The organism is uncultured Thomasclavelia sp. (assembly GCF_944324745.1).
GTDB lineage: Bacteria > Bacillota_I > Bacilli_A > Erysipelotrichales > Coprobacillaceae > Thomasclavelia.
Genome location: NZ_CALUXO010000011.1, coordinates 1 through 25,326, shown reverse-complemented (window position 1 = coordinate 25,326; position 25,326 = coordinate 1). Strand labels below are relative to the sequence as shown.

Here is a 25,326-nt window from a genome sequence, read left to right as displayed (position 1 = left end):
GATGATTTTAATTTTAAGCATTCAGCATTTTATCAGCCATTTTTTTAGCGATTATTACCAAGGCGATAGCTAAGGCTGCTAAGATTGCTGAACCAAGATATCCCATAACATATGATCCAGTTGCATCATAGAAGCTGGCCGAAATTTTTGGTCCGACAAAAGCTCCGATACCATAACCAATAAAAATTAAACCATAGTTACGATTATAGTATTTTGATCCAAAAATTATTTTAACCATTGGGGCAAAAACAACTAATAGACCACCAAATGAAAAGCCAACCAAAGCGATACACAAGATAAAGTAAATATATGAATTAGCAATCGTTAGCATCAACATAGAAATACCGTTGATCACTAAAACCAATAGTAATGAATTCCATCCTTTTAACTTATCATAGATAAAACCAAAGACAATCCGTCCAAACATATTAAATAACGTCATTAAGCTTACACATAAAGCAGCATCCATTGCTGATAGACCAATTTGATTTTGAGCAATTGGTGATGTGGCACTAACCATCATTGTTCCTGCAGCATTGGCAAAAATAAACATAACTAATAAAACCCAGAAAATAGGCTTTTTGACCATTTGTGGAATATTATAATCTTTAGTGTTTAATTCCTTGCTTTGTTGAGTTGAAGGAACCCAACCTTCAGGTGTCCAGCCATCAGGGCAAGGAACGATCATCCAGGCTACGACACCAACTCCAATTAAAAAGATCACCCCTAAAATCTTACAAGCACTTTGAGCTCCAAAGTTATCAATTAACATTTGAGCAATCGGTGACATGATAAAAGGACCACAAGCAGCTCCAGCTTGAACTAAACCAGAAATAGAACCACTTTTATCAGGGAACCATTTTAAAGCTGTCGGTAAACAAGCTGGATAAATCATTCCAGCGCCAGCCCCGGCAATGAAACCATAGGCAATATAAAGAAATGGAATTGTATTGGCAAAGCCAGTTAAAATCCAGCCACCAGCGAATAATACTAAGCCGATATAAATTGCTACCCGCGGTTGTAATTTTTCAGCTAAAATACCACCTAAAAAACCAACTGCACAATAAATAAACATATAAATGGTATAAGCCATGGAAAAGTCAGAACTGCTCCAGCCAAATTGATCACATAATGGTAATGCAAATAAACTAAAGAAAGCAGTAGCTGATGTAAATAAACTTTGAATCCAAACACCGGCAAAAACACGCCAGCGAGTTGCTTTAGTAATTTTCATTTTTTTAACCCCCATTATTGTAAAGTTCCTAGATCTAATGGGATATCACGACCATTGAATTTACCAGCTTCGCGACTAGTTCCCATCCAATATACCATATCAGTGATGTCTTCAACATCTAAAAATGGTACTCCAGCGTACATTTGAGCAACTGATGTAAAGTTATTACCAGTTAGATCATTAATAAACTCAACGTAATCCATTGTCTCACACATTGGAGTTTTTACTTTCGTTGGACACAATGCATTTACAATAATACCTTTAGGACCAACTTCTTTAGCTAAAGTTCTGGTAAGTCCAATAATTCCCCATTTAGACATACAATATGTAGCTAGTTTTGGTGTTCCATATAATCCTGAAGTTGAAGAAATATTAATAATTCGTCCAAATCCTTGTTTTAACATATATTTGGCAGCATATTTGTCAGTTCTCCAAGTTCCAATCAAATTAATATTAATAACTTTTTCAACTTGCTCATCAGTTAATTCCCAAGTATAACCAAAGTTAATAACTCCGGCATTTGCAATGACAACATCTAAACGCCCAAAAGTTTTCCAGGCTTCACTAAATAATTTTTCCATATCATCATTATTAGTGATATCACAGCGCATTGCTAGTACTTTAGCTCCTTTGTTTTGACATTCTTGAATAGTTTCTTGAAAACTTTCATTTTCTGGTTCCAGCATATCGCCTAAAACTACATCAAAATTATTTTCAGCATATTTATAGGCATGACCACGCCCTTGTCCCATTGCTCCTCCGGTAATTAGGACAACTTTTTTATCGTTCATATTAATCCTCCCTTGTTATTTTTTTCACGTAATAAGTATAATCCTTCAAATTATTATAAAGTCAATTAGCTATTTTGTTGGGATATTTAGTAATTTTCAGCAAAAATATGCTAAAATAACGATGTTAACTTTAAAATAATTTGAAAGTTGAGGAATGTGAATGTATAAAACTTATACGATTGGGGAATTAGCTAAAATATTAGGAATTACTGCTGAAACGATTCGTTATTATGAAAGAAAAAAGATTATTACGCCGATTCATGATGAAAATAGTGGATATCGTTACTATACCGCCTGGGATTTACATATGATTATACGAGCTCGGTGTTATTTAGGATTTGGTTTTACTATTGAACAAGTTTCTAACTTATTACAAAAAGATAATATTGAACAAATTGATGATATTTTAGCCAGCCAGGAACAAGTTTTACAAGAAAATATTATTTATCAAATGAATGTTTTGAAGAAATTAAGAATTAATCGGATGTTAATTAATGATTCTAAAAACAATGATCATAATCTTACAATAAGAAGTCGTCCTGGTATTTATCGAATTGATACCCAAAAATGTTACAATTTGGTTTTATCTAAAGAGGAACAAGAAGAATTGAAACAATTCTGTCAAAAAGTACCTTTCATTTTTTCAACAGCATTATTTCCTAAAGAACATGTTATAAATGGCAATACTGATTTTTATTTTGGCGTTGGAATTGAAGAACAGTTTGCTTTGGGGTTAGATATTCATGAAACCGAATATATCAAATATTATCCTCCGTGTAATTGTCTTTATATGTCAGTTCCATCACGTTCAAGTCAATTTTTAACTTATCAAGTTTTGCAGCCAGCCTTTGATTATATGAAAGAACATAACTTGCAATTAGCTGGTGATATAATTACTCAAATAGTTTCGATGTGTAAGCCTGAAGATGAATATTTTAATTGGCATAATATTTGGGTTCCAGTAGTATAATTGCTGCTTAAAATCGACTAAATCATGAATAATTCTTAAGAAATATTGCTTATAAAATAGCGACATTATAATATAATTTATAAGGGAAAATAGCATTAAATATTGGTGATTTTGATTGAATGGGAAAGATTAATATATAAAATATTGGGCAGTGATATCAATGGGTAATTCAGGTATTGGATTTTGCTATAAGCCAGTGGAAATAACTTTTTTCCACATCGTTATAGCAATAGCTGTTCTAGTAATAATAGCCTGTTCAATTCTATTTTTGATACAAAAAAGAAAGAAGAAGAAAATATAGTAAAAATAAATCAAAATCACTAAATAAAACAAGCCTTTAATTACAAAGGCTTGTTTTATTTGTATGTTCAACACTAATTTGTTTAATTAGAGCTAGAATTTGTTTTTCAGTTTTAATTACATTAGGATATGGGTAGCTTGGAATAATATTTTCGATTTTTGTATAATAGGTCATTGCTTCTTGATAATCATGATTGATCAGTAATTCATAAGCATACATAATACGATAACAATTAATAATATTATTTTTTAATGTCTGATTAATAAATGGTTTTAATTCATAGAATAAATCTTTAGCTTTAGAAATTTCATCTTCAATGATCAAATAAAATAAATATTCTAATTTTAATGAATTCGAATAATATGCAATTAATTGACAATTGTTTAGTATTTGTTCAATTAGTATTTTTGCACCATGAAATTTAAACTGCTCATGCAAAGAATCTACCTGAGCAAATAAGATAGCCTGATTTAACGGGTTATTTAAATTAGCGTCTTTTGGTAGCCAAAATAAACAAGCATCCATATCTTTGAAAGGAATATTATTTGTCTGTAGATAGTTTATTTGTAACTGACTGTAAAAAGAGTAGCGACTTTCAGGGTTTTTGATAATTGATAAAATATTATAACCATCATTAGGAACTGCTAACCGTAAAGGAATTAGATTAACTAATCCAAGATACAAGTTGATAATGCTCAGTGAAATTAACCCGATTTTGATAATTTCATTAGTTTGATCTAACAACAGAATAAAAGATAAAAAACTAACTAAAAGATTAAATAAACCACCACCAGCATTATATAAAAAATAAGGAAAATCAACAGAGTATTTAGGTGGTTGTAATAAACATTGGCCACCGGTGCCACTAATTGCCAGTTTTTTAATGTTTAAATGATTATTTTGTTTAATTATAATAATTTTTCCAATTCTAAAACTATTAAATTGATAACCTGTCAATAATCCGAAGAAAAGATGACCGCTTTCGTGAATGATGATTCCTAAAGTAAACGCAATGATAATAGAAATTACAAAAACAATTATCGTGATATAAAGAGGCGTATTATTACTGTTAGCTGCAACAATCAGCCCAAATAAAAATCCGATTACTAGACCTACAATTACCGCAACAACAGTTGATAGAAATTTTTTCATTAGTCCATAAACTCATTAAATTCATCGATAATCTCGTCAATTAATGGTAATGGCGAAACAATGTCTAGTTTGATGCGACATTCTTCACATAGATTATTGATGGCTGCCCAAATTGTTGGATTTCGAATAATGATCTGTTGTGGACGGTCATATTGTAAAATGAATTCAACTATAAAAGATAGTACAATACTAATTTCATCATCATCAACAGTTAATAATTTTTGATAAATAATCATTTCACTTTCTTCATCTACAACTATAAACATTAATGGATTGATTGGTCGTTTTGAATTTTCATCAAAGTAATAAGTATTTAGATAGAATAAATCTAAACAAAGATTAATATCACTTTGAGGACATTGTTTTAATTGTTGTAAAAGTTCTTGATCATCAAGATCAACAGGCATAAATTTATCTTGTTCTGTAATACAAATAGCTTCATAAATCCAATTGTTATCTTCAACATGAGCATAAATCATTTCATCGTCATCAAAGATAACATCAATTTTTGATTGTGTATAAATATCAACGATTTCCAATAATTTAGACATTACCTTGGTTAATAATATTGCTTGTTGTTCATTGATGCTATCAGGAGCATAGTGCTTTTCAAAGGAAATAAAGTAAGGCCAGTTTCCATTGCCGCGAAATCGCATACCTAGTTGTTTAATGATTTTCTTTTGAGCTTTAGGAACTTCATCTCGGTTTCCTAGATAAAACGTAATACATTTTTGTTCGTACATTAGATATTGAATTAAATTTGTATCGGTACAATCAATTGAAATTGACATTAAGTCAGCAAGTCCCTGATCACCTTGATAGATTGAAAGACCGGTACAAGTACCTAGATTTCCCATGATTGAACAGTAAATAGTTTCCTCGTCTGGAAAATCAATTTGAATCCAATCGTTACTACGTAAATAAAACCAAGGTTGTTGACTTTTCCAGGCTTTAGCTGTTTCATATAAGCTTTTCCATACATTTAAATCATGTTCCATATAATATTTCTCCTATATACTAATAAATCCAATAATAAAGGCAATGATGATAGCACTAATAACATCGCTGATATAGTGAACACCGCACAAGATTCTAGAACTACTAACGATAATAGCTAGAATAGTCATAATAATTCCCAATGGTAAGTAAATATGTAGACAAGCAAACGCAATGGCAAAAGCACTGACAGTATGCCGGCTAGGAAATGATTCACCATGTTTATGTTTAATTAATGGCTCAATATTCATCGCTTCATAAGGACGTTGGCGATTGATAATTTTTCTAAATATAGTAACTAAAACAAACGAAAGGCAGGGACGAACCAAGGTGTCTAAAAATAATGGATTTTTAGTTATTAATAACCAAATTAAAACCGTCGGATAAATAATAAAAGTTATAACTGGAATATAACGAGTAAATCCAATTAGGATTACTGGTAATTTTTTATGTTGTCGAATAGTCTGCAACATATTTTGATAAAAACCTTCCATAAAAACTCCTTTATTTTAATATTAATACCGTTTGACCAGCATTGATGGTCAAAATTTTTCTTTTAATTCGTTTATGATGATATCGTTTGCGGACGTATTGTTGTAAAACAGTACTCGAATAACCATGAATTACAGTTACTTCTGAAACTAAAGGACTCAAACCATCAAGATAATTATCAAGCATCACTTTGGCTTCACTGGTATTACAATTATGAATATCAATTTCATTAAACACTCTTAGTCACCTTCTATATTAAAAATATTATACATGCAATTAAACAAACTTGCAATTTAGAAAGATATTAAGTAGAATAGATACAGATGAATGGAGTGATATAAAATGGCACTGACAGCCGGAATTGTTGGTTTACCAAATGTAGGAAAATCAACGTTATTTAATGCAATCACTAACGCTCAAGTTGAAGCGGCTAATTATCCGTTTGCAACTATCGATCCTAACGTTGGTGTTGTCGAAGTACCTGATTATCGATTAGATAAATTGACAGAAATATTTAATCCTAAAAAGACAGTTCCAACTACTTTTGGATTTACGGATATTGCCGGGTTAGTTAAAGGAGCTAGTCGTGGTGAAGGATTAGGAAATAAGTTTTTAGGAAATATTCGTGAAACTGATGCTATTTGCGAAGTTGTTCGTTGTTTTAGAGATAAGGACGTTACTCATGTTGATGGTGATGTAGATCCTATTAGAGATATTGAAACAATTAATCTAGAACTTATATTTGCTGATTTAGAAACCGTTGAAAGAAGAATTGGTCGAATTGGGAAAAAAGCTCAATCAGGTGATAAGGGAGCTAAAGAAGAAATTAGCATTTTAGAAAAACTAAAAGCTGCCTTAGAAGCTAATCAATCTGCACGAACAATTGAATTTTCTAAAGAAGAAATGGCAATTGTTAAACAGTACACATTATTGACAATGAAACCAATTATCTATGTTGCTAATATTGGAGAAGAGGATCTTGATGATCCTAACAGTAATCCTTATTATCAAAAAGTGGTTAAATTTGCTAATAATGAAGGAGCTAACGTTGTTCCAATTTGTGCTAAAATTGAAAGTGAACTAGTGGGGATGGAAAGAGAGGAGAAAGCAATCTTTCTAGAAGAACTGGGAATTGAAGAAAGTGGACTTGATAAATTAATCAAAGAAGCTTATACATTATTAGGACTAAGAACATTTTTTACTGCCGGACCTCAAGAAGTTCGAGCTTGGACTTTTAAAGAAGGAATGACAGCTCCAGAGATGGCGGGAATTATCCATAGTGATTTCCAAAGAGGTTTTATTAAAGCTGAAACATATAGCTATGATGATTTGATTGCTTATGGTAGTGAACATGCTTTAAAAGAAGCTGGTAAAATTCGTCAGGAAGGAAAGCAATATGTTGGTCAAGATGGTGACGTCATGTTGTTTAAATTCAATGTCTAATGGCTAAAGAAAAAAAGAGTTTACTTGATCGAATCAAACCATCTGGTCCTATGGATTTTGTAAGGAAAGTTATTTTATTAGTTTGTATTTGTGTATTTTGCTATAGTGCTTATAATCTAGCATCTATTTTATGGGAATATAAAGAAATGGATGATAGTAATCAGGAAATTGAAGAAACTTATGTAACTGAAAATACTGAAGATGATAAGAGCTATAAGATTGTTGATTTTGATGCTTTGTTAGCTCGTAATCCGGATGTTAAAGGCTGGATTGATATTCCAGATACTAATGTCTCTTATCCAATTCTTCAAGGGGAAACTAATGATACATATATTCATAGTGATATCGATAAAAACTATTTTAGAGCTGGTTCAATCTTTATTGCCAGTGAAAATGCGGATCCATTCAATGATCTAAATACTGTTATTTATGGACATAATATGAAAAATGGTTCTATGTTTAATAATATAAAATCATATACTGATCAAACGTTTGCCAATGAGCATCCATATGTCTATATTTATTTACCTGACGGAACAGTGAGTCGTTATAAAGTAGTAGCTGCTCATATTATTCCTGAAGAAAGTGTTTTATATAATACAGCAATTACTGATATTCAAGCGTTCTATCAAGAAATGCTAAGTACTAGTGATATTAGTGTTGATTTTGATCAAAGTGCTAATAATCCGGTAATTACGCTTTCAACTTGTACTTCAGCAGGTAGTGAAAGTGGTAAGCGAAATGTAGTTCATGCGGTCTTAGATCGAGCTGGAATTGATCCAAAAACTGAAAAAATGGAATAACTGATAAAACTGTTAACTCTAAGTTAACAGTTTTTTTTCAAACGAGATATTGTATGGAAAATACTTATCAACAACTACAAGAACTTACTAAGTCACTTTCACTTTTAAATAAGGGAGAAAATGTTACTAAAATAGATTATCTAAAAATATATTATTATTTAAATCATAAAATACAAAAGTCCCAAATAGAAAATCCCCATATTTATATTTTGTTTTAAATGGTTCAATTCGTTTATAAACTCTATCAGGAGTTAAAAATTAAAATTAGTTTTGCTTGCTGTGATGAAAACAGATTGTTTCAGGCTTGTTGTCGTTTTAAGTATTATATTATTACTTAGAAAAAGCTGATATTGCTGTTGTATTTGTGACTTGAACAACTGATAAAATAATAAAAAACTAATTATGAGTGGTAATCTTAAAGGAGGCACTTTTTGTTATAAAAGGAATTATGCCTGATAGCTATTTTTAGTGATTGATCATAAGTATTAGACAGATAATTTTAGACTCGATAAAATTATATTAAATAGTCTAATAATTTTATCAGGAGGATTAAGCAATGAAAAAATCTTTAGTAATAAAAATTGTTATTGATGTAATGATGACATTAATCTTACTTTTTTAATGGGATATCAGTTTTTTGGGGAGTCAAATCATGAATGGGCTGGAATGGTGATGTTTGTTTTATTTATCGGGCACCATTTGTTAAATCGAAACTGGTATCGAGGATTGTTTAAAGGACAGATGACTTTATCAAAGCTAATTAGAATCAGTGTAATCGGGTTATTGTTGATTACTATGTTTTTACAGATGTATAGTGGAATAGTTATGTCACGGTATGTTTTTGGCTTTTTAGGGCTTAATGGTGGTTTATCTTTGGCACGAAGATTGCATATTTTAGGAGCTTATTGGGGATTTATTTTAATGGCAGTTCATCTAGGAATGCATTGGAATATGGTCATTAATCTTTTAAAGAAACAGATTGAATTAAAAGTGAATAAGAGATTTTTGTTTATTATTAGTTTAATTATTGCTGGATATGGATTATTTGTTTTTATTGATAGGAATTTTTTAACGTATCTGTTTTTACAATCAGAATTTGTATTTTTTGATTTTCAAGAACCAGTTTTATTATTTTATCTTGATTATCTTTCATTAATGGGGCTTGGAATATTTATTGGACATTATGGTTTTAAATGGTTACAAAAAAGATAAAACTAACTATGAAATCCCAGTTTTGATTATTCAGTGTTGATCATTAATACAGTTTAGCTAGTGCTTTGTCTAAGATAATAGGTATATTTTTTGTTTCTAGGATAAATTAATTTTAGCTTTTTTTATTAAAAAGTTGTTATTTTAATACTAGTAGCAATTTATATTTAGGATTCTATTTCTTTTTATATATTATTTAAATAATTGAAAATTTATGGAATTTTTTGTTTAAAAGATAAAAAGGGTTAGTATTTAATTTTTTTGAAGAAATGGTATAATAGTTGTTAAATATATTGGAGAAATAGAAAATGGTTTTTAATCGTAAGTATTTTAAATTATGTTTTATTATATATATGTTTATTAATACCTTAGCATTAGGCTATTTAGGAATTGAAATAAATTACTTATTTGTCCCGATATTAATCTGGGCTGGATTGATATTTATACATGATCTTTATAAAAAAGAATTTACAATTAAAAATAACTATAGCATTTTAATGATCTTACAGGGATTGGTTTTATTGCTGGCAACTTGTTTAAATGATTATAGTGATTTAAATTCATATGTTATTGCTATTATGCAATTAGTGATATATCTGCTTATTTTTAATAATCCATCCTCGATGACAAAAAAACAGATTCATCAGGAAGTAAAACCGATTATCATGATTGTCAACATTTTAGTTGGAGTTGCTTCTTTAATATCGATTGGGATGTATGCAATCAATTTTTCCAGTGTGGCTAATGGCTGGAATTTAGGAGTGGTTGCTGGTCGTTTATCAGGAATTTATTTTAATAGTAATCCGGCGGCTTTTCTAGCTTGTATTACGATAGTTCTGGCGTTAGTGGCTGTTAGGCAAAAATATCGTGGTCGCTATTGGTATTTATTGAATATCGGAATTCAAATAATTTATATTTTGTTGACTAAATGTCGGATTGCCTTAGTAATTCTAGTTATTATCATTATTATGGTTGGCTATTATTTTTTAATCAGACGCAAGCCCTATAGTATGCTTAAACGGATTTCTTTAATTGGAGCCTTGGTCATTGTAATCGCGGGTACTGGTTTATTAGGACAATACTTAGTTAATATTGTTCCATCAGTTGGTGAATTGACGATACATGAAACTAGTCGTTTTCAAATGGATGAACTAGTTGAAGCTGGACGATTATTAGTTTCTGGTAATTATGATGATTTTAATCAGGGATTGCAAATTATTGATGAGGTATCAAATGGACGGATATCCTTAACGAAAACAGCTCTAGAAATCTGGCAAAATGATCCGGTAATTGGAATTGGAGCAAATAATTTTAAAAAGATTGGTAGTCAGGAAACAGATGTTTTAGATTATTGGGCGATTCAAGTTGTTCATAGTCATAATGTCTTTTTAGAAGCTTTAGTTTCAACGGGAATTATTGGATTTATCTTGTTTGTTCTGTTTTTTGTCCAATCGATTGCAATGATTTTTAAAGTATTGAAACGTTGTCGGGGAACTTCACTATATTTTGTGGTGCAGATGTTTACGATGATTGTTTTATGTGAATTTTTAGGTAGTTTAACCGATTATGGTGTTTTTTATATTTATTCATTATCGGCAACATTGGCTTGGTGTTTTTTAGGGTATTTATATGCATATCAACGAATAGAAAAAACAGATTGAAAGAAAAAGGTTCATTAAGTTGAACCTTTTTTAATGCAATAAAAAGAAATTAAGTCAAAAATAGAGAATAAAAAAAGAAAAATTGTCTAATATTTTAAGCATATCCGTTGACAACTTTTGACATTAGTATATAATGTTAGCAACCTAACAAAGTGGGGTGAAATGATGCAGGAGATGCAAATTGGTATTGAAATAAAGGTTTTAGCTAATTTGATTGGACGCTACTTAAATGAAATTGGATATTTAAATAGTGGATGTAATCTAACAGGGCCACAGGGTTTGCTGCTTTGTTATTTATATGATCACCAGGGTGAAGATATTTTTCAAAAAGATCTAGAAGTGATTTTTAATATTCGCCGTTCTAGTGCTACTGGATTACTTCATTGTTTGGAAAATAATGGTTTTATTACTAGAGTTGGTGTTGATTATGATGCTAGATTAAAGAAAATTATTTTGACACAAAAGGCTTTGGAATTTAAGGATTCTTTGGAACAGCATATTCAAGAAATGGAACAAACTTTGACAAAAAATCTTGAGCCTGAAGAAATTGAGCAATTTTTAAAAATTATAGGTAAGATAAAGAAAAATTTAGAGTAGGAGAACAAAATGGATAAGAAGTATTACATGGGAATTGACGTTGGGTCAACTACGATAAAAGTTTATATTACTGATCAAGATGATAATTGTATATTTTCAAAATATGAAAGACATTATTCGGATATTCAAGCTACAATTGATACTTTAATAAAAGAAGTTAAAGAAAAATTTGGAAATCTTCCAATAACAGCGGTAATGACTGGTTCCGGTGGGTTGGCTTTATCAGAATGTTTAGGAATTAAATTCGTTCAAGAAGTTATTGCATGTACTAAAACAGTTGAAACATATATTCCTGAATGTGACGTTGCAATTGAATTAGGTGGTGAGGATGCCAAAATTACATATTTCCAGGGTTCATTGGAACAAAGAATGAATGGTACTTGTGCTGGGGGAACTGGGGCATTTATCGACCAAATGGCATCATTATTACAAACTGATGCAGCTGGTTTAAACGAACTAGCTAAAAACTACACAACTATTTATCCAATTGCATCACGTTGTGGTGTGTTTGCCAAAACAGATATTCAGCCATTAATTAATGATGGAGCAAATAAAGAAGATTTAGCAATTTCTATTTTCCAGGCAGTTGTTAATCAAACAATCAGTGGTTTAGCTTGTGGTAAACCGATTCGAGGAAATGTAGCTTTCTTAGGAGGACCTTTATATTTCCTTGACCAATTAAGACAATGTTTTATTGATACTTTGAAATTAAAAGAAGATGAGATTATTTTCCCTGATAATTCTCAATTATTTGTTGCTATGGGAGCAACATTATTAGCTAAAGAAGAAACTGAAAGTACTGATATTGATACTTTGATCAATCGATTAGAAAATATTGATGAAAGTAAATTATCTAAAGGGAATACGTTAGACCCGCTATTTAAAAATGATGAAGAATTAAATGAATTTAGACATCGTCATTATATTGATAAAGTTAGAAAAAATGATTTAAAGAGTTATATTGGAAATGCTTATTTAGGTTTAGACGTTGGTTCTACAACTACAAAAGCAGTTTTGATCGATGATAATGATTCGATTTTATATTCATTCTATGATTCTAATGAAGGTAATCCATTAGGTGTCGTTCAAAAAATCATTAAAGAGATTTATGATATTTTGCCACCAAATGTAAAATTAGCATATAGTGGGGTTACTGGTTATGGTGAAGCCTTAGTTAAAGCAGCCATGAAAGTTGATATGAGTGAAGTTGAGACAATGGCTCATTATAAGGCAGCAACATATTTTAAAGAAGATGTAAGTTTCATTTTAGATATTGGTGGTCAAGATATGAAAGCCATCAAAATTAAAGATGGAATTATTCAGGATATATTATTAAATGAAGCATGTTCTAGTGGTTGTGGTTCATTTATTGAAACTTTTGCTAAATCATTAGGATACAATGTTAGTGACTTTGCCGCTATGGCTTTAAAATCTAGAGCTCCAATCGATTTAGGTAGTCGTTGTACTGTCTTTATGAATTCAAAAGTTAAACAGGCGCAAAAAGAAGGGGCTAAAGTCGAAGATATTAGTGCCGGATTATCATATTCAGTCATTAAAAATGCTTTATATAAAGTAATTAAACTAAGAAGTAAAGAAGAATTAGGAAATAGTATCTTAGTACAAGGTGGTACTTTCTATAATGAAGCAGTTTTACGTGCTTTTGAAAAAGAAGCCGGAGTCAATGCAATTCGTCCTGATATTGCTGGTTTGATGGGGGCTTTTGGGATTGCCCGTTTAGCTCGTGAAAGTTATCATGGACAACCAACAACGTTATTAAACAAAGAACAATTAGAAGCTTTCACTTGTCAAAGTGAGATTCGTTATTGCCAAAAATGTACTAACCATTGTATGTTAACTGTTTCAACTTTCAATGATAATAGTGAATATATTAGTGGTAACCGTTGTGAACGAGGGGCTAATTTACCATTAAAATCTAAAAAGTTACCAAACTTATTTGATTATAAATATCGCCGAGTATTTAATTATCGTTCTTTAACTGAGGATCAGGCTAAAAGAGGAACTGTTGGAATTCCTCGAGTATTAAATATGTATGAAAATTATCCATTCTGGCATACATTCTTTACTAAATTGGGATTTAGAGTAGCGTTATCACCACGTTCTTCTAAAGCTATTTATGAAAAAGGAATGGAATCAATACCATCTGAAAGTGTTTGCTATCCTGCCAAAATTTCTCATGGCCATATTGAAGCTTTAATTGAAAAAGGAGTTCGCTTTATTTTCTATCCAAGTGTAGCTTATGAACGCAAAGAATTTGATACTGCCAATAATCATTACAATTGTCCAGTAGTTACTTCATATCCAGAAGTAATTAGAAATAATGTTGATAGTTTACAAAGCGATGATGTAATTTTTAGAAATCCATTTATGGACTTAAGTAATCCTAAAACATTATTTAATGTTTTAAAAGATGAATTAAGTGCTTTTAATGTTAATGATAAAGAGTTAAAAGAAGCTATTGATGCCGCATATGAAGAATTAGCTAAATGTCGTAAAGATATTCAGGAACAAGGTGAATTAGTTCTAGGATATCTAAAAGAAAATAATATTAGAGGAATAGTTTTAGCTGGTCGTCCTTATCATGTGGATCCAGAAATTAATCATGGATTAGCAGATTTAATTACAGCTGAAGGAATGGCTGTGTTGACTGAAGATAGTGTTTGTCATTTGGATAAAGAAGTTGATCAATTACGAGTAGTTGACCAATGGACTTATCACTCAAGACTATATCGAGCTGCTTCATTTGTTTCTACCCAACCTAATCTTGAATTGATTCAATTAACATCATTTGGTTGTGGTCTTGATGCTGTAACTAGTGATCAGGTAGCTGAAATATTAAAAGCTCGTCATAAAATTTATACTTTAATTAAGATTGACGAAGGAAGTAACTTAGGAGCAATTAGAATTAGAATCCGTTCTTTAAAAGCCACTCTTTTAAAACAAAGTGCTGAAAATCGAATGATTTATCCTAAATTCCAGCCGTTAAAAGTACCATTTACTAAGGAAATGAAAGAAGAAGGGTATACTATTTTATGTCCACAAATGTCACCAATCCACTTCCAATTTGTGGAAACAGCAATGAGAGAATCTGGATATAATCTCGTCGTTTTACCATCAGTCGATAAAGGGGCTGTTGATGCCGGATTAAAATATGTTAATAATGATGCTTGCTATCCAAGTATTTTAGTAACAGGACAAATAATGGAAGCACTATTGAGTGGTGAATATGATTTAAATAAAACAGCTGTAATCATATCACAAACAGGTGGTGGTTGCCGGGCAACTAATTATATTGCCTTTATCCGTAAGGCATTAAAAGATGCTGGAATGCCACAGGTTCCGGTAATTTCTGCCAACTTGCAAGGGTTAGAAAATAATCCAGGTTTTAAAATTACCTTACCATTAGCGAAAAAAGCTATTATTGGAGCAATGTATGGTGACTTATTTATGCGTGTTTTATACCGAGTACGTCCATATGAAGCAACGCCAGGAAGTGCTAATGAATTATATGAATCTTGGGTTGATCGCTGTCAAGCTAATGTTAAAGATGGTAGCATCACTAAATTTAGAAAGAATGTTTATCAAATTGTTAAAGAATTTGATGAGTTACCATTATTAGATATTAAAAAGCCACGAGTTGGTTTAGTTGGGGAAATCTTAGTAAAATTCCATCCAACGGCTAATAATGAAATTGTCGAAATCATTGAACGTGAAGGTGGCGAAGCAGTAATGCCAGATTTAATTGATTTCTTCCAATACTGTTTCTATAGCACTGATTTTGAAAATAAACATTTCCATGCTTCTAAAAATAGTGTTCGTATTTGTAATTTAGCAATTAAATTTGTTGATTTATTGCGTCATGATATGATCAAGGCATTGAAAAAATCAAAACGGTTTGATCCACCAGCTTCAATTGCGCATTTAGCTGATAAAGCCAGCCAAATTGTTTCAATTGGAAACCAGACTGGTGAAGGTTGGTTCTTAACAGGTGAAATGATTGAATTAATTGAATCTGGAGCACCGAATATTGTATGTATGCAGCCATTTGCCTGCTTACCAAACCATGTTACTGGTAAAGGAGCAATCAAAGCTTTACGTAAAGCTTATCCACAAAGTAATATTGTGGCAATTGACTATGATCCAGGAGCTAGTGAAGTTAACCAATTGAACCGAATTAAATTGATGCTTTCAACGGCTTTTAAAAACTTAAAGGCCCAAGAAGAAAGTCAAGCTTAAATATAAAAATTAGCCGAAGGTTATTAGTCCTTCGGTTTTTTGTATTTCCTAGGAAATATTGATTATTATCAAATAATTTTGTCAAAAAACGATGTTAAAGATATTTGATAGTCAAATTAGATTTAAACTGACATGATGAAAGGAGCAAATCGTGGAAATAGCTAAGAAGAAAATATCTAATCAAAAATGGGTTTGAAAATTAAAAAGTAGGCTGGAATCGGATTAGTTTTTATGGTAGCAGGAATTGATTTGTTTATTATTTCATTGATATCACGAACGTGTTAATAATATTTGCGTTGATGTTACGTTTAATTGATAGACAATAATTAGTTTTTCTCTTAAAATGATGGATGTCAAAGGAGAGATAGACCATGAGTTTAGGAGAAAAACTAGTATCATTACGTAAAAAACAAGGGTTATCCCAAGAAGATGTTGCTCAAAGAATAAATGTAACTAGACAAACGTTGAGCAAATGGGAAAGTGATTTGACAATTCCCAATCTTGAACAGGTAAAACAATTATGCCGTATTTATAATGTAAATTTATCAGAGTTTGATGATGATAATCAGCAAAGGGAAACTATAAATTTATTTCGTCATTATCGCTGGAGTTATGAATATCAAAGCAAAACAAAAATATTTAATTTACCATTAGTTCATATCAATATTGGTCGGGGATTGAAAAAAGCTAAGGGAATTATTGCCATTGGTAATATTGCTTATGGTATTTTTGCGATTGGTATTGTTTCAATTGGTTTGCTGACATTTGGCTGTGTATCTTTAGCTCTTGTTGCTATTGGCGCCATTAGTGCTGGTTTATTACTTGGAATCGGTAGTATAGCTGTTGGAACGATTGCGATAGGAGCAATCGCTATTGGATATCTGGCAATTGGAGCGGTGGCCATTGGAATCTATGCTGTTGGTGGTTTAGCAATTGCTAATCAAATTGGTTATGGATCTGTAGCTCGAGGAAAAATGACGATTCAGCCAATTGATAATGGCATGGTCAAAGTGATAATTAATCAACAGGTTCAGTTTATAAAACATAGTGATCTAGTCAATTTTTTACGTAATTATTTTCCAGATTTAAGTCAATGGTTAATTGATTTATTTACAATGGGATAATAAAAACCTCTAAAGCTAATTTACTTTAGAGGTTTCTTTAAATTTAGAATTTATAAATTTCTAGCGATTTCATAACTATCCCAGATAGCACCACGAATATTACGAACTTCACGACTATCACCAACATTATAAACTTCAGGATAATCATATTTGATTTGATTAAATAATGTGTGATTAGAGCGATAACCAATAGCTAATACGATTTGATCACAAGCAATTGTTTCATCACCTAAAGCAACACCATCAGTTTTAATTTCTGTAACTTTAGCATCAGCTTTAATATTAACATCATTAAATGCTAATAAATCACGAAGCATAAATTCATTCATTGGAGGTAATGGAGCTCCTGATTTCAAAATATCTGATAAGGCTTCAACAATAGTTACATGTTTACCAAGTTTTGCAAGATGCAATGATAATTCGCAACCAACTAAACCGCCACCAATGACGACAATGTTATCTTTAGCAGGAACATTTCCTAATAAAACATCTTGAGCTAAGACAGCATTTTCAACTCCTGGTATTTTAGGAATAACTGGATTAGAACCTTCACTAACAAAAACAGCATCAGGTTTTAATTCATCAATCATTTCTTTAGTAGCTTTAGTATTTAAATGAACATCAACTTTTAATTCGTTTAATTGATTTGTATACCAGGCTACTAGAGCACGGTCATCTTCTTTAAAGTCAGGAACACCGGCAATAGTTAAAGCCCCACCTAAACTGTTTTTACTTTCAAATAAAGTTACATCATGACCACGTAAGGCACTAACACGAGCGGCTTCCATACCAGCAGGACCACCACCGATAACAACAACTTTTTTCTTGGTTTCGGCTGGTTTAATACCAACTAAAGATTCACGACCACATTCAGGATTGACAGCACAACTTCCTAAACCATGTTGTAATAACCGACCAAAGCATCCATCATGACATCCAAGACAAGGGCGAATGTCAACTTCGTGTGCGTTTTTAAGTTTATTAACATAATCAGGATCAGTCAATAATGGTCGTCCTAAACCAACAGCATCAATAGTACCGTCATTTAAGGCTTGAACAGCCATATCTGGATCATCCATTCTTCCAGCAACCATTACTGGAACTTTAGCTGCATCTTGAATTTGTTTAGCTAAAGGCAAATACATACCTTTTTTAAAATACATCGGTGGATGAGCCCAATACCATGAATCATAAGTACCAGCATCAGCATCAAAAGCATCGTATCCAGCTTCTTGCAAGATTTTTACAGCTTCAATTGCTTCATCAACATCACGACCTAATTCTTCAAATTTTTCACCAGGTAGACCACCTTGGCGCAATGCTTTAATATAGCTTTTAATTGAAAAACGTAATACAACAGGGAAATTTTGACCACATTTTTTCTTAATTTCCTGTACGATTTCAATTGCAAAAGTTAAACGTCCTTTTAAATCACCACCATATTTATCAGTTCTTTGATTAAATAGGCTCATTGTAAAACAATCTAGTAAATAACCTTCATGGACAGCATGAATTTCCACACCATCAAAACCAGCTTCTTTAGCAATTAATGCCGCACTACCAAAGTCTTTAACGATTTTTTCAATTTCTTCAGTTTTTAATTCACGACATTCAACATTTGGCAACCAGCGATTTGTTGTCTTGCTTGGAGCAACAAAATTTTCTGGTGCTACAAAGTTTGGTAAGGCACTTCTTCCTAAACCAGCTGTTAATTGTAAAAAAATTTTTGTATCATAAGCATGAACGCGATCAGTCATTTCTCTTGCCATTTTAGTATATAAGTTTGGAACTTTGTTTGGACAAGGGAATGATGAAGGAGCATGTGGTTCGACTTCATTATCAACCCAGTTAGCACCAGTGATAATTAAACCAACTCCACCTTTGGCTCTTTGGACATAATACTCAACACTTTGGGGAGTATAACATTGATTCTCGTCAGTCATAACGATTGTTGCCATAGGAGCCATAAAAAATTTGTTTTTGATTTCCACATCCGCAATTTTAAATGGTTTGAATAACGGTTTAAATTTTTCCTTCATAATATTCCTCCTTAAACATGAACTTGTTCATTTTTATGATAGCACTTGCAACTTGTCTTTTCAAGCATATCAATGTAAAATGAAGCTAAATTTATTGGAGGTAAGCATGAAGGACATTGGGAAACAAACACAAACAAAAATTATTCAGGCAATAGAAGATCTAGTCAAAGAAAAATCATTAGATAAAGTATCTATTCGAGAAATCTGTCAAAAAGCGCAAATAGCCATAGGAACATTTTATATTTATTTTTCTAGTAAAGAAGAAGCCCTTTTATATGTTTATCATCAATTGGACGAACAGTTTCATAGTTTAAAATTAGAACAAGAACCTCTTGATAATATTAAATTAATTCTTGATACTTATTATAATATGGTTAATTTGGAACCATTACCAGTGTATCGAACTTTATATAGCTGTCATCTTAATTATCATGATGATTATTATTTTGATGAAAAACGGGATGTTTTTGTTGTTTTGTATAATGAAATTTTACGTATCGTCAATGATGAAGAATTGGCAAAAAATTATACATGGGATATCTTAGATTTTTGTCGAGGGCGAATTTTTAATTTTTTGATTAAAGATAATAATGATATTGAACAGTGGATCGAAGATTCATTGGAGTTAACATTAAAGTACTTTTTATTTTTAACTCATTAATGTGGAGGTTATATGTTTCGATATTTAGGTCTAATTGCTGTAATACCAGGAATTATTTATTTTACTTTTTTTATTAATCGTTTTTTAAGAAAAATATTAAACGTGCATACTAACTTTATTATTATTTTTACCATTGGCTTACTTGTAACGATTATTTCTTTTCCAGCTATTAATATTATTGATCTGTATGGTACGATTTATTATCACTTTTTGGTAATTATGTTAGTGTTAGAAGTGATGAATTTAGGTTTTAAACGTTTTTTGGCATATCGCTTTTTGTTTACAAGTGGCATTTTAGGAATATTGATTACCGCAATGTTTCTAGGTTATGGTTATTATAATATTAAACATGTCGTGGCAACAGATTATCAGCTGACTAGTGATAAGCTAGATGATTTTAAAATCGTGGAGATTGTCGATTTACACATGGGAACGTCAATGAATGTATCAGAATTAAAACAGCATTGCCAACAAATAAGTGCTGAAAATCCTGATTTAGTAGTTTTGACTGGGGATATTTTTGATGAAAATACTACATATGATGAAATGATTGGTGCCAGTAAAATTTTAAGCCAAATTAATAATCGATTAGGAATTTATTTTGTTTATGGAAATCATGAACAGGCTGATTATCCAGGAACGATTTTTACACCGCAACAAATAGAAAATATTTTAGAAAGTGATGGAATCGTGGTATTGGATGATGAAGCAGTGGTTTTAGATGAGATTAATATTATTGGTCGTAGTGATGCTAGTTTTTATGGAACCAGTGACCGAGCTACAACGGCTGAATTGTTAGCACAAATACCAGCTGATAAAAAAGATAATTATACCTTGCTATTAGATCATCAGCCACTAGATTTAAATGAAAATGCCAGTTTAGGAATTGACTTACAATTATCAGGACATACGCATGGTGGTCAGCTATTCCCAATGCGTTTTTTTCAAACTTTGATTTCGGATACTTTAGTTTATGGACGTCGGGATATCGGTAACTTTACGGCAATAACAACCAGTGGTATTGGCGGTTGGCGTTATCCAATTAAAACTGGAGCTCGTAGTGAGTATGTGGTTGTAGAAATAGATAAGACTTGATAAAAGCATGAGGTTGATAATTTCATGCTTTTATTTTAAATATTACTTTTGTCACTTTGATTCTAGTGTACTATCATGATAAAATGTGATTAAGTGGGTGAAAATATGAAAAAATACAACCAGAAGATAATAATTTCAATCGTTTCTATTACTTTGATAATTGCAGTTAGCATCGTTTATTATAATTATAGCTATAATAATAATCGTAGTTATCGAATGTTTGGAGTCACTTATATGACAATGAATAATCCTTTTTATGAAGTAATCAATAATGAATTGTTGAAAACAATTGAGTCTAATGGTGATCAATTAATTACTTTAGATCCAGCCCTCGATGTTGAAAAGCAGATTGATCAAATTTATTATCTGATTGATATGCAAGTTTCTGGTATTTTTATTAATCCGATTGATTCAACCAAGATTCGACCAGCATTAAAAGCAGCTAAAGAAGCTAATATTCCTGTTATAATAATTGATGCGCCAGTTGATGATCCAGAATTAGTCAATTGTACAATTGTATCCGATAATTATGATGCTGGTGTTCAATGTGCTCGTGATATGATGACTAGAATGGCTAGTGCTAAGATTGTTTTGCTTAAACATACGGCTGTAAAATCGGCTAAGGATCGTATTGATGGTTTTTTAGATACTATTGCCAGCTATCCGCAATATCAAGTTATTGACGAAGGAGAATGTGAAGGACAACTAGAATTGGCTATGCCTTTAATGCAAGATATTCTTGATAAAAATACAGATGTTGATGTAGTGATGGCCCTTAATGATCCTAGTGCGTTAGGAGCATTGGCAGCATTGGAATCAAAAGGTCGTGAGAATGTAATTGTCTATGGCGTAGATGGAACCCCTGATGTCAAATCTTTAATAAATCAAAGTACTATGGTAGCTGGTACTGTTGCTCAATCACCAATTTCCATTGGGCAAATTGCCAGTGAAAAAATGTATCAATATTTATCAGGCTCAAAGATTGAAGCCGAAGTTGTTATTCCGGTAACATTAATAAATAAAAATAATATTAGTCAATATGATGAAACGGGGTGGCAATAATGAAATATTCATATTTTAAGTCACTTTCCTTTATTAGAACGCTGATGACAATTTTAAATTTGATTATTATTACTTTTTTAAGTAGCGTATTGTTATTTTCTACTAAATATATTGTAAGTGAACAGTTATCTCGTGATTTTTTAAATCAGATTTCCCATATTCCTCATCATCCATTGTATACTTTTTTTGGGTCATTATTATTGTTTTTGGTTCTTGTTTTTATTATGTATAATCGTGGTGTAGATTTTATTAAGAATGATAAGAAATTAAATATTTTATCTAGTGTTATTGAAGTAGTAATTTGTTTAGGTTTGATATATTTATTATACATGGGATATAATGGAATTTTATTTTTGGTTTTTTGTGACTTTATTTATCATTTAAAAGATGAGCGTTATTCAAAATGGTTTGTCATTGCATTAATTTTTATCTATCTGGTATCTAGTTATGATGTTTTTTCAGCGTTAGTACCAATTACTAATATCAATGCATATTTTGAAGTTTATGGTTTTCAAATCAATGGCTTGTTGATGATTATAAAACGCAGTTTAGAGACAGTAAATATAATTTTATTTATAGCTTTTATTATCATTTATATTGCTGATGAAATTCAGGAAAACAAGAATATAACTGAGGAGTTGAGCATGGTTTCTCGGGTAAATCAGGAATTAAAAGATTATGCTGCTATTACAGAAAAAATTGGTGAGAGCAATGAACGTAAACGTTTAGCTCGTGAAATTCATGACACGCTTGGTCATGCTTTGACAGGAATTGCAGCTGGAATAGATGCCTGTATTGCTATGGTTGAAAATAATCCTCAGGCAACTAAAAATCAACTTGAGATTATTTCTAAAGTTGTTCGTCAGGGAATCGGTGATGTTCGAAATTCTTTAAATAAACTAAGACCAGGTGCTTTAGAGGAACATGGTTTTAAAGGGGCAATTGAAAAGATGATTTCAGAGTTTTCTGGTGTTAGTGATTTGAAAATAAATTTGGATTATCGTTTAGATAATGTGGATTTTGAAAATACCAAAGAAGATATCTTTTTTAGAATTATTCAAGAGAGTATTACTAATGGTTTGCGTCATGGAGGAGCTAGTATCATAGATATAGCTTTATATAAAGAAAAGGAGTCTGTTATTTTAAAAATTCAGGATAACGGTATTGGCTGTAAAGAAATTAATTATGGTTTTGGCTTAAAACAGATGCAAGAGCGGGTGGCCATGATTAATGGTCAGGTTCATTTTGATGGAACCAATGGATTTTTAACAGTTGTGAAAATACCGATGCAAAGGGGCGAGTGTAATGATTAAAATTGTAATAGCTGATGATCAGGAGTTAATCAGAGAATCATTAAAAATTGTTTTAGGTACGCATGATGATATTAAAGTTGTTGCTACGGCAGCAGATGGTTTTGAAGTTTTACAGATTTTAAACCAGGAAGCGATAGATGTTATTTTAATGGATATTCGGATGCCAGGAATGGACGGGGTGCATTGTACTAAACTGGTAAAGGAGCAATATCCTAATACTAAAATTATTATTTTAACTACTTTTGATGATGATGATTTTGTCTTTAGTGCTTTAAAATATGGAGCTAGTGGTTATTTGTTAAAAGGAGTCAGCATGGATGAGTTATATCAGGCGGTATTGACTGTTAACAGTGGTGGTGGCATGATTAATCCTGATATTGCTACTAAAGTATTTAGTATGTTTTCAAAAATGTCTCAAAACAATTATTCAATTCAAGTTTCTGAAGATGCAGTTAATGATATAAGTAAACCAGAATGGCGTGTTATCCAACAAGTGGCATTTGGTTTATCAAATCGTGAAATAGCACAAAAACTTTATTTATCAGAAGGAACCATTCGAAATTATTTAAGTTCAATTTTATCGAAACTAAACCTTCGTGATCGAACTCAGTTAGCTATTTGGGCTGTTCAAACGGGTCAGACAACAAAGGATTTTAGTGATGATTAAAAAATTAGTAGTAGTTATTTTAAGTTTTGGGACTATTTGTTTATTGTTGCTATTGTGTTTTCCACATAAAATTGTATTAAATATTGGAATTTTTGCTGGAAGTAATTGGGATGTTCCTAGTGGTGATAGTTATAAGGTGATTGATCAGGCGATTGAAACATTTGAGGCTAAAAATCCACTAGTGGAAATCGAGTATGTAAGTGGAATTTTAAAAGATGATTATTCTAATTGGTTATCTAGTCTCTATTTGCAGGGCAAGGAACCGGATGTATTTATGGTATTGAGTGAAGACTTTAATACTTTAAGTTCTTTAGGAGCATTACAGGATCTATCAGAATTTATTGATAATGATCATACTTTCAATAGTGACGATTTTTATAAAAGTGCTTTAGAAGCAGGAAAGTATCAAGGAAATCAGTATGCTTTGCCATATGAAAGTAATCCCACTTTGATGTTTGTAAATAAAACTTTGTTAGGAAACGAAAATATTGCTCTTCCCGATAATAGCTGGACATTAGATGATTTTTATCAAATTTGTAAACAAGTAACTAAAGATACTGATGGTGATGGTCAAATTGATCAATATGGATGTTATGATTTTGATTGGTTGGATTCTATTTATAGTCACAATGTTGAATTATTTAATAGTGATGGAACTGAATGTTATCTTAATCAGGAGTCAGTTAAAAATGCTATTACTTTCATTACTAAATTGAATGAATTAAATCAAGGGCATACTGTTACTTCAATTGAGTTCGATGAAGGTAAAGTGGCTTTTTCTCCAATGCCTTTTTCACAATATCGAACATATAAACCTTATCCATGGCGAGTAAAAAAATATTCACAGTTTGAATGGGATTGTGTTAAGATGCCAGGAGTTGCTACCAGCAGTCAAAGTGAAGTGTCTTCTTTACTGATGGGAATATCTTCTCGGACTTCATATAGCCAAACAGCATGGGAGTTTTTAAAAATGCTGACATATGACCAAGAAACCCAGCAGAATTTATTTCAATATTCTCAAGGGATTTCTTCCTTAAAATCGGTTATGAGTTCATCAGAGACTTTGGCGTTATTAAATGAAGAAATTTTAGGAGATACTAAAGTTGATTTAAGTTTACTAAATGAAGTCATGGAAAATACTGTTGGTCAAGACAGATTTAAAAAATATACATCGGCTTTAAATTTAATGGATACAGAAATCCAAAATATTATTCGTGATAATGAAGATATTGATCTTAGTTTGATGGATTTACAAAAGGAAATAAATAAATACTTAGAAGAGTAGTATTATCTTTAATAAATATTTTTAAGTTTGGCTTAATATGGAGTCAAACTTTTTTTATGACAAATGTCATAAAAAACAGTGAAAAATGTAAGTATGATCTTATGACAATCGACAGATGGAATGTAACCGCTTTATTGTTAGAATATAGGTGTCAAATAGAGAAGGGGATGAAATAAA

The 25,326-nt window shown here is 31.3% G+C and carries 21 protein-coding genes; 14 read left to right on the top strand and 7 right to left on the bottom strand.

Translation table 11 applies throughout. From position 1 onward, the window contains the following. Positions 1 to 13 precede the first annotated feature (13 nt). Both Q0K54_RS00975 and Q0K54_RS00970 read right to left on the bottom strand, forming a co-directional pair. Entirely contained in the window at positions 14 to 1,234 is a 1,221-nt protein-coding gene (locus tag Q0K54_RS00975) for an OFA family MFS transporter (protein ID WP_294577974.1), read from the bottom strand. Between the two features lie 14 nt (positions 1,235 to 1,248). Continuing rightward, positions 1,249 to 2,025, bottom strand: a complete 777-nt coding sequence (locus Q0K54_RS00970) for an SDR family NAD(P)-dependent oxidoreductase (RefSeq protein WP_294577973.1) — start codon at positions 2,023 to 2,025, stop codon at positions 1,249 to 1,251. Positions 2,026 to 2,185: 160 nt separating this feature from the next. On the opposite strand from Q0K54_RS00970, the gene Q0K54_RS00965 reads away from it, so the two are divergent. Further along, a complete protein-coding gene (locus Q0K54_RS00965; RefSeq protein ID WP_294577972.1) occupies positions 2,186 to 2,995 on the top strand; it encodes a MerR family transcriptional regulator in 810 nt (269 codons plus the stop codon). 337 nt (positions 2,996 to 3,332) lie between these two features. On the opposite strand, the gene Q0K54_RS00960 is transcribed toward Q0K54_RS00965, so the two are convergent. Genes Q0K54_RS00960 through Q0K54_RS00945 form a run of 4 tightly spaced genes read right to left on the bottom strand, consistent with a single transcriptional unit; the run spans position 3,333 to position 6,173 of the window. After that, positions 3,333 to 4,448: a hypothetical protein gene (locus Q0K54_RS00960; protein ID WP_294577971.1), complete on the bottom strand. Its 1,116-nt coding sequence runs from the start codon at positions 4,446 to 4,448 to the stop codon at positions 3,333 to 3,335. Next, a complete protein-coding gene (locus Q0K54_RS00955; protein WP_294577970.1) occupies positions 4,448 to 5,446 on the bottom strand; it encodes a hypothetical protein in 999 nt (332 codons plus the stop codon). The genes Q0K54_RS00960 and Q0K54_RS00955 overlap by 1 nt, the downstream gene beginning before the upstream one ends. Positions 5,447 to 5,458: 12 nt before the next feature. Continuing rightward, positions 5,459 to 5,938 (bottom strand): phosphatase PAP2 family protein, encoded by a 480-nt coding sequence (locus Q0K54_RS00950; protein WP_294577969.1) that lies wholly within the window; start codon positions 5,936 to 5,938, stop codon positions 5,459 to 5,461. A gap of 10 nt (positions 5,939 to 5,948) precedes the next feature. Continuing rightward, a complete protein-coding gene (locus tag Q0K54_RS00945; RefSeq protein ID WP_294577968.1) occupies positions 5,949 to 6,173 on the bottom strand; it encodes a Smr/MutS family protein in 225 nt (74 codons plus the stop codon). Between the two features lie 105 nt (positions 6,174 to 6,278). Here Q0K54_RS00945 and ychF point away from each other — a divergent pair, with 105 nt between their 5' ends. From ychF to Q0K54_RS00910, 7 genes are all read left to right on the top strand, one after another. Further along, complete coding sequence (gene ychF, locus Q0K54_RS00940; protein ID WP_294577967.1) at positions 6,279 to 7,379, top strand: redox-regulated ATPase YchF; 1,101 nt, start codon at positions 6,279 to 6,281, stop codon at positions 7,377 to 7,379. Then, a complete protein-coding gene (gene srtB, locus Q0K54_RS00935) occupies positions 7,379 to 8,182 on the top strand; it encodes a class B sortase (protein WP_294577966.1) in 804 nt (267 codons plus the stop codon). The genes ychF and srtB overlap by 1 nt, the downstream gene beginning before the upstream one ends. A 672-nt stretch (positions 8,183 to 8,854) precedes the next feature. Then, on the top strand, positions 8,855 to 9,394 hold the full coding sequence (locus Q0K54_RS00930) for a DUF4405 domain-containing protein (RefSeq protein ID WP_294577965.1): 540 nt from the start codon (positions 8,855 to 8,857) through the stop codon (positions 9,392 to 9,394). A gap of 305 nt (positions 9,395 to 9,699) precedes the next feature. After that, positions 9,700 to 11,052 carry an O-antigen ligase gene (locus Q0K54_RS00925; protein ID WP_294577964.1) on the top strand — a complete coding sequence of 451 codons (1,353 nt, stop codon included), beginning with the start codon at positions 9,700 to 9,702 and terminating at the stop codon, positions 11,050 to 11,052. Positions 11,053 to 11,217: 165 nt separating this feature from the next. Next, positions 11,218 to 11,649 (top strand): MarR family winged helix-turn-helix transcriptional regulator, encoded by a 432-nt coding sequence (locus Q0K54_RS00920; RefSeq protein WP_294577963.1) that lies wholly within the window; start codon positions 11,218 to 11,220, stop codon positions 11,647 to 11,649. Positions 11,650 to 11,658: 9 nt separating this feature from the next. Further along, complete coding sequence (locus Q0K54_RS00915) at positions 11,659 to 15,903, top strand: 2-hydroxyacyl-CoA dehydratase (protein WP_294577962.1); 4,245 nt, start codon at positions 11,659 to 11,661, stop codon at positions 15,901 to 15,903. A 371-nt stretch (positions 15,904 to 16,274) separates the two neighbouring features. Continuing rightward, the gene (locus tag Q0K54_RS00910; protein WP_294577961.1) at positions 16,275 to 17,027 is read left to right on the top strand and encodes a helix-turn-helix domain-containing protein; all 753 of its coding nucleotides are present in this window, start codon (positions 16,275 to 16,277) and stop codon (positions 17,025 to 17,027) included. A gap of 50 nt (positions 17,028 to 17,077) precedes the next feature. On the opposite strand, the gene Q0K54_RS00905 is transcribed toward Q0K54_RS00910, so the two are convergent. Further along, positions 17,078 to 19,066, bottom strand: a complete 1,989-nt coding sequence (locus Q0K54_RS00905) for an FAD-dependent oxidoreductase (RefSeq protein WP_294577960.1) — start codon at positions 19,064 to 19,066, stop codon at positions 17,078 to 17,080. A 106-nt stretch (positions 19,067 to 19,172) separates the two neighbouring features. Between Q0K54_RS00905 and Q0K54_RS00900 the strand changes: the two genes are divergently transcribed. The 6 genes from Q0K54_RS00900 to Q0K54_RS00875 all read left to right on the top strand — a co-directional run bounded on the left by Q0K54_RS00900 (position 19,173) and on the right by Q0K54_RS00875 (position 25,149). Further along, positions 19,173 to 19,727, top strand: a complete 555-nt coding sequence (locus tag Q0K54_RS00900; protein WP_294577959.1) for a TetR/AcrR family transcriptional regulator — start codon at positions 19,173 to 19,175, stop codon at positions 19,725 to 19,727. Positions 19,728 to 19,739: 12 nt separating this feature from the next. After that, complete coding sequence (locus Q0K54_RS00895; protein WP_294577958.1) at positions 19,740 to 20,822, top strand: metallophosphoesterase; 1,083 nt, start codon at positions 19,740 to 19,742, stop codon at positions 20,820 to 20,822. Positions 20,823 to 20,927: 105 nt separating this feature from the next. Next, positions 20,928 to 21,884, top strand: a complete 957-nt coding sequence (locus tag Q0K54_RS00890; protein WP_294577957.1) for a sugar ABC transporter substrate-binding protein — start codon at positions 20,928 to 20,930, stop codon at positions 21,882 to 21,884. Next, positions 21,884 to 23,197, top strand: a complete 1,314-nt coding sequence (locus Q0K54_RS00885) for a sensor histidine kinase (RefSeq protein WP_294577956.1) — start codon at positions 21,884 to 21,886, stop codon at positions 23,195 to 23,197. Before Q0K54_RS00890 ends, Q0K54_RS00885 begins: the two co-directional genes overlap by 1 nt. After that, on the top strand, positions 23,190 to 23,864 hold the full coding sequence (locus tag Q0K54_RS00880) for a response regulator transcription factor (protein WP_294577955.1): 675 nt from the start codon (positions 23,190 to 23,192) through the stop codon (positions 23,862 to 23,864). Before Q0K54_RS00885 ends, Q0K54_RS00880 begins: the two co-directional genes overlap by 8 nt. Continuing rightward, complete coding sequence (locus Q0K54_RS00875; RefSeq protein WP_294577954.1) at positions 23,857 to 25,149, top strand: ABC transporter substrate-binding protein; 1,293 nt, start codon at positions 23,857 to 23,859, stop codon at positions 25,147 to 25,149. Before Q0K54_RS00880 ends, Q0K54_RS00875 begins: the two co-directional genes overlap by 8 nt. Positions 25,150 to 25,326 lie beyond the last annotated feature (177 nt).